The 15,889-nt window shown below is 43.8% G+C and carries 17 protein-coding genes and 1 pseudogene; 4 read left to right on the top strand and 14 right to left on the bottom strand.

The window, feature by feature from the left end:
* Positions 1-71: 71 nt before the first annotated feature.
* The 4 genes and pseudogenes from BUA17_RS30825 to BUA17_RS09245 all read left to right on the top strand — a co-directional run bounded on the left by BUA17_RS30825 (position 72) and on the right by BUA17_RS09245 (position 3,595).
* A complete protein-coding gene (locus BUA17_RS30825) occupies positions 72-404 on the top strand; it encodes a zinc ribbon domain-containing protein (protein ID WP_139295632.1) in 333 nt (110 codons plus the stop codon).
* Positions 405-1,021: 617 nt separating this feature from the next.
* Positions 1,022-1,489 carry a hypothetical protein gene (locus BUA17_RS09220; protein ID WP_072733306.1) on the top strand — a complete coding sequence of 156 codons (468 nt, stop codon included), beginning with the start codon at positions 1,022-1,024 and terminating at the stop codon, positions 1,487-1,489.
* 106 nt (positions 1,490-1,595) lie between these two features.
* Positions 1,596-1,694 (top strand): toxin-antitoxin system HicB family antitoxin, encoded by a 99-nt coding sequence (locus tag BUA17_RS09225; RefSeq protein WP_083584627.1) that lies wholly within the window; start codon positions 1,596-1,598, stop codon positions 1,692-1,694.
* A 750-nt stretch (positions 1,695-2,444) separates the two neighbouring features.
* Positions 2,445-3,595 (top strand): annotated as a pseudogene (locus tag BUA17_RS09245) (IS3 family transposase).
* Between the two features lie 675 nt (positions 3,596-4,270).
* On the opposite strand, the gene BUA17_RS09250 reads toward BUA17_RS09245, so the two are convergent.
* The 14 genes from BUA17_RS09250 to BUA17_RS09305 all read right to left on the bottom strand — a co-directional run bounded on the left by BUA17_RS09250 (position 4,271) and on the right by BUA17_RS09305 (position 15,643).
* The gene (locus BUA17_RS09250; protein ID WP_244552099.1) at positions 4,271-4,828 is read right to left on the bottom strand and encodes an N-acetylmuramoyl-L-alanine amidase; all 558 of its coding nucleotides are present in this window, start codon (positions 4,826-4,828) and stop codon (positions 4,271-4,273) included.
* Positions 4,758-4,970 carry an N-acetylmuramoyl-L-alanine amidase family protein gene (locus BUA17_RS31590; protein WP_072733312.1) on the bottom strand — a complete coding sequence of 71 codons (213 nt, stop codon included), beginning with the start codon at positions 4,968-4,970 and terminating at the stop codon, positions 4,758-4,760. The genes BUA17_RS09250 and BUA17_RS31590 overlap by 71 nt, the downstream gene beginning before the upstream one ends.
* Positions 4,963-5,457 (bottom strand): phage holin family protein, encoded by a 495-nt coding sequence (locus BUA17_RS31965; protein WP_348537063.1) that lies wholly within the window; start codon positions 5,455-5,457, stop codon positions 4,963-4,965. Before BUA17_RS31965 ends, BUA17_RS31590 begins: the two co-directional genes overlap by 8 nt.
* A gap of 42 nt (positions 5,458-5,499) precedes the next feature.
* Positions 5,500-5,634, bottom strand: coding sequence for a hypothetical protein (locus tag BUA17_RS31825; protein WP_274567448.1), 135 nt, complete (start codon positions 5,632-5,634; stop codon positions 5,500-5,502).
* A 438-nt stretch (positions 5,635-6,072) separates the two neighbouring features.
* On the bottom strand, positions 6,073-7,191 hold the full coding sequence (locus BUA17_RS31455; protein WP_072733313.1) for a tail fiber protein: 1,119 nt from the start codon (positions 7,189-7,191) through the stop codon (positions 6,073-6,075).
* A 108-nt stretch (positions 7,192-7,299) separates the two neighbouring features.
* A complete protein-coding gene (locus tag BUA17_RS31830; protein ID WP_280174351.1) occupies positions 7,300-7,431 on the bottom strand; it encodes a hypothetical protein in 132 nt (43 codons plus the stop codon).
* Between the two features lie 163 nt (positions 7,432-7,594).
* A complete protein-coding gene (locus BUA17_RS09270; protein ID WP_072733314.1) occupies positions 7,595-7,831 on the bottom strand; it encodes a hypothetical protein in 237 nt (78 codons plus the stop codon).
* A 156-nt stretch (positions 7,832-7,987) separates the two neighbouring features.
* The gene (locus BUA17_RS09275) at positions 7,988-8,758 is read right to left on the bottom strand and encodes a WD40 repeat domain-containing protein (RefSeq protein WP_139295634.1); all 771 of its coding nucleotides are present in this window, start codon (positions 8,756-8,758) and stop codon (positions 7,988-7,990) included.
* Positions 8,759-9,304: 546 nt separating this feature from the next.
* Positions 9,305-10,633, bottom strand: a complete 1,329-nt coding sequence (gene glnA, locus BUA17_RS09280; protein ID WP_063562869.1) for a type I glutamate--ammonia ligase — start codon at positions 10,631-10,633, stop codon at positions 9,305-9,307.
* A 129-nt stretch (positions 10,634-10,762) separates the two neighbouring features.
* Entirely contained in the window at positions 10,763-11,176 is a 414-nt protein-coding gene (locus BUA17_RS09285; protein WP_063563200.1) for a MerR family transcriptional regulator, read from the bottom strand.
* Between the two features lie 83 nt (positions 11,177-11,259).
* Positions 11,260-12,513, bottom strand: a complete 1,254-nt coding sequence (locus BUA17_RS09290) for a methionine gamma-lyase family protein (protein ID WP_072733316.1) — start codon at positions 12,511-12,513, stop codon at positions 11,260-11,262.
* A gap of 84 nt (positions 12,514-12,597) precedes the next feature.
* A complete protein-coding gene (gene hflX / locus BUA17_RS09295) occupies positions 12,598-13,884 on the bottom strand; it encodes a GTPase HflX (protein WP_024630468.1) in 1,287 nt (428 codons plus the stop codon).
* Positions 13,885-13,999: 115 nt separating this feature from the next.
* Complete coding sequence (locus BUA17_RS09300; protein ID WP_072733317.1) at positions 14,000-14,971, bottom strand: AAA family ATPase; 972 nt, start codon at positions 14,969-14,971, stop codon at positions 14,000-14,002.
* A 108-nt stretch (positions 14,972-15,079) separates the two neighbouring features.
* Entirely contained in the window at positions 15,080-15,643 is a 564-nt protein-coding gene (locus BUA17_RS09305) for a ribonuclease FAU-1 family protein (protein WP_053780865.1), read from the bottom strand.
* Positions 15,644-15,889: the final 246 nt, after the last annotated feature.

Raw genomic sequence — 15,889 nt, forward strand, 5'->3', positions numbered from 1 at the left:
ACAGAAATATATGGAAATAACCAAATAGGTCTGATAGACTATTCTGGATTGATTACAAAACTGGAGGACATATGAAAGAAAAAGTTGAGTATATTGTTGTAGTTTCTATGGCCGCTTGTGTTCTGTTGATTATTTTTGGATTCAGTTTAGTATTGTTTTTAAATATGTTTATTAATATTAAGAGAAGAATCAGTGGTGAAAATTCAAAATTGAGACCTTGTGTTTCTTGTGGACATTCCATCTCTAGATCTGCTCTTTTGTGTCCTAATTGCGGACATAGTTACGGAAAAGAGAGTAGTATTTATGATTCTATAATAGCTTGTTTTATATTAGGAGTATTTACGCTTGGAGCAGGAATAGGAGCATTAATAGAGTTTCTCCCTGATTTTATGGGGAGGAGGTAGAAATGAGTTTGATTGATTACATAGATGAGGGAAATGATTGGAAGACACAGATGCATTTTTATGATTGTTGAAATGACACCTCTTGCCATGATAACTGTGTCAGCAATGTTGGATATATTAAAAGATTTTTGACATCAAAAAGGAGCCTATAAATGGCTCCTATTTTTGTACCCGAAATTCATACTGTTCTCGAAAGTATCTCCCGCCCATGATTTTAATGGATACTGGACTATACTCTTCTGCCTGTCCCCCATAGTCAATGATGTGTTCGTGATCACCTAGGACATGCCAGACAGAAACACGGACTTGCTGCGAAGAAATCCATATCTGTGGATAATATCTTATATGTATAATTCATCTCATCACCAAATCTACAAATTCGACAAAAGGCATGTACTTCCTACACAAAATAACTTATAAACCACAAATTCCATAATAATATTTGTTCATCCAACATTTAACAACAATATCATTTACAAATATAACTTACATATGGTATATTTATCCATGGTTGGCCGACCTAATTATGTAAGAGGCTCTTCGACATCTTTAAGTTCAAATAACAACATAAAACAGAATCTACTTTATTGGTTCTAGTATATTTGGGAGGTTTGAATATGAAAAGATTAAGAAAATTCTCTATTTCTGTTATGGCAACCGCTTGTTTATTGGCATTTGGTTCAAGTTCTGCACTCGCTAAAACCGGTTGGGCTGATACCTTTGAGACAGCAGAAGTGATGTACTCAAGTGTTAATCAGAATTCTGGATTTAGCGCAACACAGTATTTAGATAGCATGAGTGATAATGATTATTATCTTGTAGACAACACAAATGGATCTTCTGTAATCTCATTTGGCGTTATTGCTACTCCGCCACCTAATTTCGATATTATTATGGGTGTAATTAAAATGGATGCAAGCGGTGCGATCCTGTCCATTCAAATGGATAACTGGAATGGGCCTGGATACGCTGAGGCAATTGGTATGAGTGCTAAACCTGGTGAGAAAGTTTACTTCAGAATTATGGATAACGGGATCAATAACTACAACCAACCTTATACAATTCAATTTACAAAACACAGCTAAATAATATTATAGTAGATGTTCGAATGGCTCCCCCGCTTAATTTGCAGGAGGGCCATTTTTATATGTAGTATTTTGTCGGCGAGATGAGAACAGAGATAAATTCAATTTGCGGATACCCCGGAGTCTGCACCAGCATTTGGTGGAGCGGGCCTCTGCGGAAGATGTGTCGTTAAATCAGTATTGCCTGTACAAATTGAGTAGATAAACCAAAAGAGCCCTGAAAACCATTGAAGGTTAACAGGGCTCTTTTGGTTATCAACAATATATATTCAGAGATCTAATTCTTTTTCTATTTTTTCGACCAAATCAACACCTAATTTTGTAGGGATAATGTTATCAACTCGTTATCTGATCTTCTGATTTCTCCACTGTCCAAAAGATACTCAAGTGCCAAACGTTTCTCAAGATGAAAACTGTCATATTCATTTTGAGTTATAGAGTATTTATATTTCAGGGTAGTATTTGGGGAGAAATACGATAAGTAAATATCATTAAGTAGTAAACTCCTAAGCTGTTGCCGTTCTCCAAACTCCAATACGTAACCCAATTCTGTGTTATCAACTATATTTCTCAATAGATAGTACTTAGATATTGCCTGTGAGTCTTCCCAAATATGCTCTGGATCAAAGAACTCACTATAGACTTGGGCGTAATACTCTTTCATTACATACTTTTTTAAAAACCACTTAAGAAATTTTCTCTTCTGGATCGAATCTGATTCGTTAAGCTGGCTTTCAATATCATTAACACTGCACTGAATAGCAATTTTATCATAATCAAAATATACTTGTTAGACATTGCTCCCTCAGGGATTGGAAGATTTAATTCAATACATACCATCCATATTTGAAACATTACAATATTGATTTTTGGTATTATCCCCTCAAGGTAGACAGTGAAAAAAGAGGTCATGTTAAAATGAACTCAACACTGAAAACCGGAGGGGATTTTTGCTATGCCAGCTAAAAAAGGCCAAACCTTTAATCAATATAGTGAAGAAACGAAGAAAGAGGCTGTTCGTCTGCGATTGGAAGAAGGTTGGACATACAGTCGGATCATGGAGAAGTTTGGTATTAAGAGTGAGAGCCAGATTATTACTTGGGTACGGAAAAGCCAAAATGGAGAGAGTTTTGAGGATTATCGAGGACGTTGGACGAAGAAACATTTTAGCACTGCAGAAGAAGAAAATGCTTATCTGAAAGCGCAGGTAGAATATCTAAAAAAGCTCAATCCGAATTTGCACGGAGAGGGAAGCTGGATTTCGAAACCCGGTGCCAGTCCGTTCAAGAAATAAGCAAGTGGGCACCCGTGGTTTGGTTGTGTAAAATGGCTGAAATTTCTCGTGCAGGTTACTACAAATGGAAGAAGAATATCGTCCTCAGAGAGAAACGAGCAGATCGGGATGCGGATCTAAAAGCACATATTTTAGGCATTCACCGGCTTCGTCCTTATTTTGGCTACAAACGTATGCGAACCGCGTTAGGAAAGGAAGGCCTCGTGGTGAATCACAAAAAGGTACGCCGCTTAATGAGAGAACTTCAGATTCGTTCCGTGATTCGCAAGAAACGTCCATTTGCTGGCCGGAAACCGTCCGTTCTTTTCCGTAATGTCTTAAATAGAGAATTCTCGGCGGCAGCTCCTCTGCAGAAGCTCGTGACGGATATTACGTATGTCCGGATTGGGCATGATTTTGCTTATCTCTCGGTTGTGATGGATCTATACAACAACGAGATTGTAGCTTGGGAACTATCCGAGCGAAATGACTTAAAACTCGTTATGGACACGGTGAAGAAACTGAAATGTGGACCTACCTTGCTCCATTCCGACCAGGGGTTCCAGTATACAACACAGAGCTATGCCAAGTTGCTTGAAGAGAAGAAGCTAACAGGAAGCCATTCTCGGCGTGGGAACTGCTATGACAATGCATGTATTGAGTCGTTCTTCTCCCACTTAAAGACGGAGAAGTTGTATTTGGAGAAGCCTCAGAATCTGGAGCAAGCAAGGAACCAAATTACAGAGTATATTTTGTTTTACAACAAGGAACGTTTCAAAAACAAACTCGGCGACCTCTCCCCGATTGAATTCAGGGAAAAAGTCGCCGCTTAATGGAATTTCTCTTTTTTATTGTCTACTTCACGGGACTATGACCAGTATCTATTAATTGCCTCTTCTTTTTTCTTTAATTTATCTCTTTTTGATATTATTAAATGATTTACCAGTTGACCCCCAATAGCACCAGTTAAAAGGGGTCCGAATACTGCAGAATATGAATTGAAGAAATTTGCTAAATCAGTTATCACAACCATCCTCCAAGTTTTGTCAATTCTTCTATGTAATTATTCAAATCATTAAATAAGGACTCGACCAGTTATGCCAGTAGAGTCCTTTTTACCGATTACTTCGGATGTATTAAATTCAATTTAAGTTGCGGACTCACGGGGAGGGGGACTATGCCTGCAGTATAACTGACTATCATAGCCCAAATTGTTTCGAGCATAACAGACCAATATGTTTTCATTTTAGAGATTCCTTTATTCATAGGCATCTCCCCCTTTTCAGTTAGTTTTATACTTGCGTATCTTACGATACTTAGAAGCATAACAACCAAAAGGGCTATGATTACTGCACACAAGACGGTTGGCAGTCCCGCTACACCAGAGACCATCGTCCCCGTCAATCTACAACTAATAGTCCCCGCTAGCTATTGTCAGTGGGGACACATGCCGATTCTTTCGGATTTTAATTCATAGTACCATAATTATCCTCTTTGATCAAAGTATTTCAACAACAACTGACCACGGTCCCAAGCTCCTCGCGTGCAACCGCTGCACCTGGACGCGTACCATCGAAGAAACCCTTCTCCGTTACTTCCTTCCAAGTTGTCTCAGCCCACTTACTTGGCACTTTAATGTCTCTTTCCTGAATCACCGGCTTGTCCGCCTTCGTTTTGGTCAGCCCCAAGTATGCAGAAATCCCTTGGACATGACCTTCAATAATCGCATCGATCACAGCGGCCTGCTTGAGTCGATCTGCGTCAGTTACCACATCGACAAACAGGTTTTCTGTCAGAACTGCCGGCATATTGGATTCACGAACCACGTGAAGTTTCTTCGCCTTCTGTCCACGATCTGTGCCGCCTAGCTTGCTCATGATTGCCTTGTGCAAAGCTTCCTGCAGTTTGATGCTTCCCTGAGATGCTAACGTGTAACGGAACGTCTCAAAGCCACCCTTTCCACCGCCAGCATTACAGTGAATGGATACCAGGATGTCAGTACCTGCAGCGTTCGCCTTGTTCGTCCGCTCCTTCAGCTCCAGGAATACATCTGTGGATCTCGACAAAATCACCTGTACATCCTGCTGCTCCCAGGCAGGCCTTGATACCAAGCGACACTTTCAGCGCGATATCCTTTTCAAGAAGTCCGTTAGCCACTGCTCCCGGATCCTTGCCCCCATGACCTGCATCAATCCAAACTTTAAACATTTTCCTCAACCCCTTTCTTAGTCTGTTTAATAAGCTGATTGCCAAACACCGCCACGGCGCCAACCAGAATGCCCTGTACTACGCTATCAACCGCCAGCCCGAGCATTAGGATTGAAAACAAAATTGCAACGCCAGTAACGATGTAAATAATAGTCCAGTCCGGTATCCGTGGAGTCTTCTTCAGCACATACCCGATCACCCAGCAGGCCGCCCATACGATCAGCAGCCTGCCATCAATTAAACCTTGAATAATGTCCCATCCCACACTACATTCCCCCCCTAACTTGATTCCGGCCCAAACAGCCGCAATAAGAAGACCAGTTATTACAGTTAATACTGCACCGTACACCGTACGTTTCAACCATATTTGATCCGCGTCATGCTTATCTAATCGTGACAATGCATCCGCTGCATTACGCTTGGCGTCATGAGCAACGTCAGCGACCTTCTTCAGCTCCGCTTCGACCTCAACAATACGAATGGCCATCTGCTGTGCCGTCTGCTGTGCTTCTTTGGAAATTTCTCTGACCTATGCCAATCCTGGAGCCAAAGCAGCCAAAGGTTTCAATGCTTCCTCAATCTGGGCCAGTTGGACCTTCAAATCCACAATCGTATTCACATCCTGCACCTGCATGTCATTCACACCTCCTGGTATGGCTTCCATACGCCAATCCCCCGTCTCTATCTGAATATGAAAAAGCCCCCTGACCACTCCAGAGGGCTTGTATAGTACATATTGCTAAGTGAGCTTAATCCTGAATTAACTCCTGTCTCCCCTGATCCTCTAGGTACTGATACTATTCTCTCTTCTTGAAGGTCTGGTTTCTTTTAGATATTACATACCTATATGTGAACGCACCCTCTATGGTTCGTTATCCCATATAAGCACCCATTACAACGCACCTCCCATAATCAAGCTATCCATAGCCTTTTTGATGATGAGCTGCCACTCATCTAATTTCGTCAGCAATAGGGACTTAACTGTTTGTTAGGATTTCATTTTCACCAGGGGTTTCCTGGGTCGGTGAATTTGTGATGATCAGCACCATTGCCTGGTCGTTTGCTGGCACGTGCTTGATTAAAATCAATGCTGTGTCCTCCTTTATACTTGAGTCATGTAGGTGTCAGGGAAGTTGATCAGGGAGCGACTTAGGTATGAGTTTGTGCCTGAAACCACTGCAGTGTGTATCAGTTTTAACGTGTTCATGTCCTGACCCGCTTGCATGTTAGTCCACCCGCTGTTTCGAATGGTTCTATCGGTTTGGGTGTAATAGGAATACCGATAACGGCGGTTCGCTGGTTCAATCACTAAGGTCAAAATATAAGTCAGAACAGACTGACCAGAACCTGACGAATACGCTTGACCTACGGAAACCGCGCTGTTAGCGGCATCCGCTATGGTAAGACCACTGAACGTTGTATTGTCCGATGATAGGGATGAGTTACCTGTCATTGCTTCTAAGACCATACCTGTGCTGGATGAAAAGATGGTTACTTTATTTGTGGGTATATCGGCTACCGTGTTTTTGACAGATGCGCCATTGGTTGTACCGTTTACACCTATACTAGAAGCGAACTGTTGAAGTAGACCAGGAACCAGCGTTCCAGCGACACCAAATATATTAATACCTTTGAGGATATTCTCGGCGACCAGATCGGCGTCACCCATTACCGTGATGGCGCTACTGTAGTACCCGGCTGCCTTCGTTTGATTAGCAGTACCGGGCGTCACAGTTCCTCCTGCACCTCGGTTCGCCATTGTTCCAGTCAATCCATTTGCTGAAGTGTTACTAAATGTTGCTCCTGACAGCACTTGTGCCCCAGTAGCGTTCCCTGTTGCTCGGATTACTGTTTTAATCTTGGGTATGAGCTGCGCCCATGTTTCGGATGTGGATGCCGTTACTCCTATGGAGTTGAGAGCGGCAACCACTTCCGCTTTCCGCTCAACTCCAGATTGAAAAGCCAGTCCTACCGCTTTCTCAGTAGCAGCAACCTCTTCCCTATCGCCGTCTGTTTTGCTCGATAACTGGACCTGCCCTTTCTGAGTTAAGGACGCGTCTGGAATATCCATCTGGTTGACTAATTGGCGAAGCTCTTCTACATCTTCCCGCGTTGCAACACCCTCATCGATCTTCTCAAAGATCGCATTGATTCCTACACGGCTTACACTTTCATTCCCCAAAGGCAGGGGCAGTTTTAAACGATTTGTTTCAATTGGCATGATTAATTCCTCCATTTTGTTGTTATTAGGTCTATACGATTTAGTTCATAGGTTGTTAAATGGTCTGAAAAAGGGCATAAAAATAGCGCTCCGATTTCGGAACGCCTGTTACACGATATTGCCGTTTTGGTCCATGTCTCCAGCCTGCAAAGCCGCTGCCACTTGATCACGGCTGCATGCTGGTACTTTCTCCAGCTTAATCAAGCCTTTATGGATCATCATCACGTATACAACTAACATTATTTCACCTCCCCTCATGAGTGCTACAGCCCAGCGGATCAGTAGACTTGCAAGCCTAACCTTCATCAGGCGACACCACACTCAGCACAAGCATGTGCAGCTCCATAAGTGCCAGTTGGTTCGCATTGCTTTCCTCGTCGGCCAGTTGCTTGTTTAGTGCTTCCTATGCCGCAAGTCTACGTTCCAACTCAACGTAATCTGCCGAACGACTGGCATGGTCCGCTTCTTCCTTGAGCGCCTGATCCAGAACCGGCACGCCATCCTTTAAACGGTAATAGCCTGCGTTAATACCTACGGGCAAAAATGTATTCTCAAGCTCTGCTTCTGTATATCCCTCATGTTGATAGGTGATTACGTCACGGATAATGTCTCCATCAAGCTGAAAATAAAATTTCGTCATAAAATCGTTACCTCCATATCGTCATAATCTCTTTTGATTCTCCTCGGTTCCCGCTTTCCAGCGCATATCCTACGCCAGTCATATATTTTGCCAAGCCAGCAACTGCATTTGTACTTTTCCTGACGTAGTCGTAGTTACCGCTATACACGGTTAGGTTCAGCACTCCCGGGTACCTACAGCTAATAACTCTCCGTTACCAGTAGCAGACAAGCCGTTGCCAATCCCGGGCAAGCCTATAATATCAGATTGTTTCACGAGTTCCTTGTTTACAAGTCGATACAGAATAACGTAAGGAGCATTAGCAATACCTGCAGCCAAATAAACGGTGTCATCGACGTTTATAAACTCTACACTATAAACTGTTGTACTCGGTACTGTGTAGGTCAAGTCAGCTTTAGTAAATACATCACCATTTCGACTATACAAAATCAAATTATTCGGAGCAGTGCTGCTGCTCCCTAGAGCTAAAATATTTCCGTCTCTGCTAAAGGCAACTGAATTACCTATGTATGATGGCAAAGTGGTGGGATTAGCTAATTTGGTAAATGTATCAGCTGTTCGCTTATAGATAGAAAGATAAGGTGATGAGAAATGAGTGACTGCCAAGTACGTTCCATCTGGGCTGAAAGCTAACGACCGACCTGAGGACGTCGGTAATGTCGCAGGATTGGCTAATTTGGTAAAAACGTCACCCGATCTCTTGTAGATAGTAACGAATGGCGACGCGGTATGAGCAACCACCAGATAATTTCCGTCTGGACTGAAAGTTGTGCTATTTGCACTCCCATTTGGCTTAACATCTGGATCGGGCAACTTGATTAAGGACTTACCTACACGTTTATATATAGAGAGATAGGGAGCTGTTTGGAAAGGACAAGCAAGATATTGACCACCAGGACTCCAAGACAGTTTATATACAGCATTCACCGGTCGCTCCGATATAGTTACATCTAGCTCAAACGTTTTCGACACATACACCGGGTCATTAGCCGCGATACTCTCCGCGTATGTCCGCGATACCTTCTGTTAGCCGTTAATCACCGTAGACGTTTCGATGGTTTCAATGCCATCTGCGAGATGCTGGAATGAATGCGGGGAAGTCCCTGCTACCGTTCCCCTTTTGACGATGACGGCGGTTTTGACAAGCTCTTTCCCCTCATCGACATGTGTAAAAACCTCGTTGAGCGCATCAACCAGTTTGTCCTTTTCCGTTGTCTGTAGTTCGGCAAGATTTGTTCGAGAACGGCTTGGTCATGGAAGTGTGCAAATCACCTCCGAAATATATGCTCACATCTCCAAAAAGTTAGAGCAACGCAATATTGAGAAGTATGAACAGTATATCGCCAACATTCTTGGTTCGAAAAATCAAAATGGGGGACGTTTGGGGGACACTCCTCAATAGAAGTATAATCCCCATTCAAACGTCCCCCATTTAAATCCTCAAAAAACCCCAAAGGTATAAGGTTTATTCAATTAGTACAACGTGATATATTGATCGCGTTCCCATTGGTGGACTTGTGTACGGTACATGTCCCACTCAATTTCTTTCAGCTCATAGAAGTGAGCCAGGGCGTGGTCGCCAAGTGCATCACAGATGACTTCGCTGCGGATCAATTCGTTCAATGCTTCTTTCAGGTCAGCTGGCAAGCTTGGAATGCCTTCTTCCACGCGCTCTTCTTCTGACATGATGTAGATGTTACGGTCAATCGGAGCTGGTAAGGAAAGCTCACGTTTGATTCCATCCAAACCTGCTTTCAGCAAAACAGCCAAGGCAAGGTAAGGGTTCGCAGCCGGATCCGGGTTACGTACTTCAACACGTGTGCTCAGACCACGGGAAGCTGGAATACGGATCATTGGACTACGGTTACTAGCAGACCAAGCTACATAACAAGGTGCTTCGTAACCTGGTACAAGACGTTTGTATGAGTTCACAGTTGGGTTCGTAATTGCAGCAAACGCACGCGCATGCTTCAAAGTTCCAGCCATGAAGTGACGTGCAGTTTTGCTCAGACCCAGCTCGTCCGACTCGTCTACGAATGCGTTCACTTTGCCTTGGAACAAGGATTGGTTACAGTGCATACCGGAACCGTTCATACCAAACAGTGGTTTCGGCATAAAGGTAGCATGTAGACCATGCTGACGTGCAATCGTTTTAACAACGAGTTTGAACGTTTGGATCTGGTCTGCTGCTTTTAGAGCATCAGCATATTTAAAGTCGATCTCATGCTGACCTGGAGCTACCTCATGGTGGGAAGCTTCGATCTCAAAGCCCATTTCTTCAAGTGTGATAACAATGTCACGACGACAGTTTTCACCAAGATCCGTAGGCGCTAGGTCGAAATATCCACCTTGGTCATTCAGTTCGTTAGTCGGGTTTCCTTTTTCGTCTGTTTTGAACAAGAAGAACTCTGGTTCAGGACCGACGTTGAAGGAAGTGAATCCCATTTCTTCGGCTTCTTTCAGGTTTCGTTTCAAGATGCCACGCGGATCTCCTGGAAACGGATTACCATCCGGAAGATATACGTCGCAAATCAGTCGAGCAACACGGTTCTCGGCTACCCAAGGGAAAATCAGCCAAGAATCGAGATCCGGATAGAGGTACATGTCGGACTCTTCAATACGCACATAACCTTCAATGGAAGATCCATCAAACATCATTTTATTGTCCAGAGCCTTAGTAAGCTGGCTCACAGGGATCTCAACGTTTTTGATTGCTCCAAGCAAATCGGTAAATTGCAAACGAATGAATCGTACATTTTCTTCTTTTGAGATACGTAGTATGTCTTCTTTAGTAAAACTCACGATACCCTCTCCCTTTCTTCTCTGCGTATTTGGCTTGCCTGTTATATTTGTACATTAGAATATTGCATGGGTCAAGGAGTCCTCCTACCCAAAAGCAGGATTTCCCCTGACTTACGAGGTTATACGAACTTATTTTTTATTAAAGAAACGGGAAAGCTCTCCCTGGATGAGAGATACTTGTCCAGGTCTCTTACCTGACACCAGTTGTTGTTTAAGCAGACGGTGTAGTTGGGAGTCCGATAGTTCTCTACGTTTCACTTCCGTATCGGCTGTAATAACAGTCGCTTCTTCTGACTCTTTAGATACAGGATTCATCACTTGTTTAATGCCTGCAATGTTAACTCCTTTTTCAATCAGAGCCTTGATTTCCAGCAATCGTTCTACGTCATTGAAAGAGAACAAACGCTGATTACCTGACGTTCTCGCAGGAACAATCAAACTGTGCTGCTCATAATAACGAATCTGACGCGCGGACAGATCCGTAAGTTTCATTACAATACCTATCGGGAATAAGGCCATATTTCTGCGAATTTCGTCACCCATCATTCATCAACCTTCCAGTCATCTATTCTTCACTCTATTGTACATTTAGTTGTTACTAAGTGTCAATGATGTGTTAGATAAACTCACAATAATTTGCGTTCTTTCATGGTCTGTAATGACATCAAAACGCCATATTTAACATGAGAGTACGTTAAACCGCCCTGCATATAGCCAATAAAAGGCTCACGGATAGGCGCATCTGCAGACAATTCAAGGCTTCCACCCTGTATAAACGTACCTGCCGCCATGATGACAGGGTGCTCGTAACCCGGCATGTCCCAAGGTTCAGGAACTACATGGCTATCTACAGCAGCAGCCCGCTGTATCCCTTGTACAAAGGCAATTAAATGCTCGGCCGAACTGAATTGAACAGCCTGAATCAGATCTGTACGCATCTCGTTCCATGCCGGTTTGGTTACAAATCCGGATGCAGCAAACATCGCCGCAGCGAATGTGCTCCCTTTAATGGCCTGTCCTACAATTGTCGGAGCCATGTAAAGTCCTTGGTAGATGCCACGAGTTGTTCCCAACATCGCGCCAACCTCACCGCCAATTCCAGGAGCAGTCAAACGATAGGCAGCCAATTGCACGTACTTTTCCTTCCCGCATATGTATCCACCGGTTTCCGCTAGACCTCCACCGGGATTTTTAATCAGTGAACCTGCCATCAGGTCTACCCCGATTTCAGTTGGTTCACGTTCCTCCGTGAATTCACCATAACAGTTATCCACAAATACGATGACATCTTCCTTGATCGCCTTTACACGTGTAACCATATCAGCGATTTCTTCAATACAGAAGGAAGATCTCCAATCATATCCTCTGGAGCGTTGAATACCAATGACTTTTGTCGCTGCATTGATACTTTTCTCTACCGCCGCCCAATCTACTCCGCCATCTTCTAACAGAGCCGTCTCTTGATAGCCAATTCCGAAATCCCGTAATGATCCTGTTCCATCACCAGGCTTGCCAATGACTTTATGTAATGTGTCATAGGGCTTACCCGTAATGTACAACAACTCGTCACCTGGACGAAGTACACCGAACAAAGCTGTAGCAATAGTATGTGTACCTGATGCAAAATGGGGACGCACCAGTGCCGCCTCTGCACCAAACACATCGGCATACACTTCATCAAGCACCTCACGCCCGCGATCGTTATAAGCGTACCCCGTTGAACCCGCAAAGTGAAAATCACTGACTTTTCTACGCTGAAAAGCATTGATTACTTTCCATTGGTTATGATCGGTGATCCGGTCAATCTGTTGCAATTGCCCCTCAATCTTAGTTTCAACCTGTCGTTGAAGTTCAATAATCTCTGAATCAAAGCTTGCCATCTTGCTTCATTCCCCTTCATAGCACGAATCTGACGTCAAACATCAATTATCGTGTCAACTTATCACACAAATATGTCATCGATGTTACAGTTGTATGAAATCTTCAAGTAAATAACCGAATTTCTCATATTCGCCTTTTTGCAGTTCCACTTCATAAATTACATCATTATCTTCAAATGTGGTCTCAACAACATCGCCTATTTTGTAAAGTACAGATGTAAGATCGCCACGCTCAGCCGGAATACGGAACCGTTTGGTAGCGCCAGTCAATTCAGCCTGGATAAGCTCACGAATTTTCAGCAAGTCATCTGCATCTAGAGCGCTCACTTTGATATGTTCTTTATCCAAAGGAAGCATCTCAAGCTGCTCCGGTGTACAAGCATCCTTTTTGTTATACAATACCAATTGAGGCTTGTCCCCTGAACCCAGTTGCTGCAAAATCGTGTGTACAGTTCTCATCTGGTCTTCACGCATTGCAGATGATGCATCGACCACATGTAATATAAGGTCCGCTTCATTCACTTCCTCCAGCGTTGCCCGGAAAGCCGCAATCAGATCATGAGGAAGGTTTTGTATAAACCCAACCGTATCTGTGAGTACGATTTCTTTACCACTTGGCAGTTCCATCGTCCGTGAGGTTGGATCCAGTGTGGCAAACAGCTGGTCTTGAATATACACATCTGCGGCCGTTAATTGTTTAAGCAAGGTGGATTTACCCGCATTCGTATAACCTACAAGGGCTACCTGAACGATCCCCGTCTTCTTGCGACGTTCCCGGTGCAGCTTGCGATGACGTGTCACTTCTTCCAAATGACGCTTCAAGTCATCTATGCGGCCACGAATATGTCGACGATCCGTCTCCAGTTTACTTTCACCTGGACCCCGCGTTCCAATTCCGCCACCAAGTCTGGACAAATTCTTTCCGTGACCCGACAAACGTGGTAACAAATAGCTCAACTGAGCCAACTCAACCTGGATAATACCTTCTCTTGTGTTGGCGCGCTGCGCAAAGATATCCAAAATCAGCTGGGTGCGGTCAATAATTTTGAGATCCAACGCTTCTTCCAGGTTACGAACTTGAGCACCGGACAGCTCCTGGTCAAAAATAGCTGTTGTTGCTCCCATTTCCTCAGCCACTGCACGAAGTTCTTCCACTTTCCCCTTACCAATGAACCATTTGGTGTCCCGGGTTTTCAGGTTCTGTGACAATACACTCAGCACTTCCACGCCTGCCGTCTCGGCCAGTTTTACCAACTCCTCAAGGGAGTACTCCGGGTTAATACCCGAACGTTTGACCTCATCGGTAACCAGACTCACCAACACGGCGCGATCCTTCTTCACCATATCTGTATCATGTGTTCCATTTGTCATCGTGTATATTCACTCCTTCTACTACGTTTCCGCATATATTCTGTGCCACCTTAGATGGCATGCTTTAAGCCGAACCGGTTAACCCGGCCGGCTGCGTTAAAAATTATATTATCGCTTACTTTTGCTCAAACTTCAAATCCTCTGTGCGGATGGTCATCAGCTCTAGTTTTCCCGGATTTCCCTGGGTATACTGTTCCAATAGTCGAACTGCCTGATGGCGAATCGATCGTTCAATGGCATTTCGGACATATCGGGCATTGCTGAACGCATGAAGAGATTCATTTTTTTCCTGAAGCAGATGCTGCTTTAGTTTGAGTATGGTCTGTGGCATGAGAATATAGTCACGTTCCTTAGCCATAATTTCGGAGATTTGAATCAATTGATCAATGCTATAGTCTGGAAATTCAACCTGGATCGGAAAACGGGAAGGTAATCCGGGATTCGTCTGTAGAAAAAAATCAATTTCTTCCGAGTAACCCGCCAAAATGAGGATAAATTGATTTTTATTATCTTCCATTGACTTTACAAGTGTGTCGATAGCTTCCTTCCCAAAATCCTTCTCGCCCCCGCGAGCCAGACTGTACGCCTCATCAATAAATAAGATTCCACCCAATGCCTTTTTGACCAAATCCCTCGTTTTTTGTGCCGTATGCCCGATGTATTCTCCGACCAAGTCTGCACGTTCCACTTCAATCAAATGACCCTTACTCAATACACCCATCTTCTGAAACAGCTTCGCAACGATTCGTGCTACCGTTGTTTTTCCGGTTCCCGGATTGCCTTTGAAAATCATATGATACACGTGCGCCCCACTTATCAGTCCAGCTTCGGTACGCATTTGGGCAATCTGTAAGAAAGCATAGATTTCAAATACTAAATCCTTGATATTTTCGAGTCCAACCAGCTGCTCCAATTCACCTTGAATCTCCTGAAAATGCGCATGTTTGGCTAATCCTTTTGCCGCTTGTATTGCCGTATCTTCTTCTTTGACCAGCATCTGAGGTTCCTGGTTACGCAAAACAACATTAATTTGTCTGGATGGTCTGCCTCCCGGTTGCCCTCCTGCAGCCATGACCCGTCCGTTCATTCGCCATCACCTCTATTTTATCGGGCTGAACTCTCCTGATTATTAATGTATTCTATCAGGTGCTCTAATATTAGAAGGATGGCGAAGAATTCTGCGACTTTTCCATGACTAAATCTGAATATTTTTTCTGAACTCCCCATTCTCAAACAAGGATTGTCTATGCTTCAAAGACAGCTGGAAATAAGGAAACACATGAGCATCAATGGCATGCAACAATTCCTTGGCTGTCCGGTTAGCCAGATCATAATCCCCCGTCGTAATGTGCTTACGTGAAAGAGCATCTTCAAGTTCATCCTCGTCCAGCAAAAATATTTCTCCATCCTTCAGGACAACGACATCCAGATACAGATCATCAAACCACGGAACACCCTGATCGGTTATGCCCTGGCTGCGGCATGTATCAATGTACCATTCAACGATCCGTTCCTGATCGTCAAACATGGCCGTAACAACAAAGTGCTCGCCCTTCGGATAATACTGCAACCAGGAATAACCTTTATCCGCAATGCAAAATGTACTTCCTCCATAGGTTTTCCACAAAGGCTCTTTCAAATCTTGTATCGTATACAACGTAATGTAACCCGTAAAAATTTTGGATTGAACGAACCGGCATGTAAATTGTCGGTTCGTAATCCGGCGCCAGTTCGCGCGGTCCCCGAATTTCCGTTTCATACGAACCCCTCTTTGCCGACCACAGGTCCGTGACCTGCTGATATTGGTGAACAGCGAATAACGTCCGCATTACCGATTCCACAAGTGCCTGAATCCGCTTTGCACAACGTATTACGAATAGTTACAGCTTACCATATTTAAGTTATACACTCAAAATCAAGCTTTGCCCCATCTATTAGAGAGTTATGGTTCCACTCCAATGGTTATACAAACCAAAAAACCTGCTTCCCCAATATGAGGGAGCAG

The sequence above is a fragment of the Paenibacillus sp. ov031 genome (genome assembly GCF_900143165.1).
GTDB classification, from domain to species: Bacteria; Bacillota; Bacilli; order Paenibacillales; family Paenibacillaceae; genus Paenibacillus; species Paenibacillus marchantiae.

Excerpts from the sequence above, each read along its gene's own strand:
- BUA17_RS31455 (WP_072733313.1), bottom strand. The coding sequence starts at position 7,191 with ATGCCAATTGAAACAAATCGTTTAAAACTGCCCCTGCCTTTGGGGAAT.
- BUA17_RS31825 (WP_274567448.1), bottom strand. The coding sequence starts at position 5,634 with ATGGAAGCCATACCAGGAGGTGTGAATGACATGCAGGTGCAGGATGTG.
- BUA17_RS09220 (WP_072733306.1), top strand. The coding sequence starts at position 1,022 with ATGAAAAGATTAAGAAAATTCTCTATTTCTGTTATGGCAACCGCTTGT.
- BUA17_RS31965 (WP_348537063.1), bottom strand. The coding sequence starts at position 5,457 with ATGGCCATTCGTATTGTTGAGGTCGAAGCGGAGCTGAAGAAGGTCGCT.
- BUA17_RS30825 (WP_139295632.1), top strand. The coding sequence starts at position 72 with ATGAAAGAAAAAGTTGAGTATATTGTTGTAGTTTCTATGGCCGCTTGT.
- hflX (WP_024630468.1), bottom strand. The coding sequence starts at position 13,884 with ATGACAAATGGAACACATGATACAGATATGGTGAAGAAGGATCGCGCC.
- BUA17_RS09300 (WP_072733317.1), bottom strand. The coding sequence starts at position 14,971 with ATGAACGGACGGGTCATGGCTGCAGGAGGGCAACCGGGAGGCAGACCA.
- BUA17_RS31830 (WP_280174351.1), bottom strand. The coding sequence starts at position 7,431 with ATGTTAGTTGTATACGTGATGATGATCCATAAAGGCTTGATTAAGCTG.
- BUA17_RS09290 (WP_072733316.1), bottom strand. The coding sequence starts at position 12,513 with ATGGCAAGCTTTGATTCAGAGATTATTGAACTTCAACGACAGGTTGAA.
- BUA17_RS09285 (WP_063563200.1), bottom strand. The coding sequence starts at position 11,176 with ATGGGTGACGAAATTCGCAGAAATATGGCCTTATTCCCGATAGGTATT.
- BUA17_RS09270 (WP_072733314.1), bottom strand. The coding sequence starts at position 7,831 with ATGACGAAATTTTATTTTCAGCTTGATGGAGACATTATCCGTGACGTA.
- BUA17_RS31590 (WP_072733312.1), bottom strand. The coding sequence starts at position 4,970 with ATGTTTAAAGTTTGGATTGATGCAGGTCATGGGGGCAAGGATCCGGGA.
- BUA17_RS09305 (WP_053780865.1), bottom strand. The coding sequence starts at position 15,643 with ATGAAACGGAAATTCGGGGACCGCGCGAACTGGCGCCGGATTACGAAC.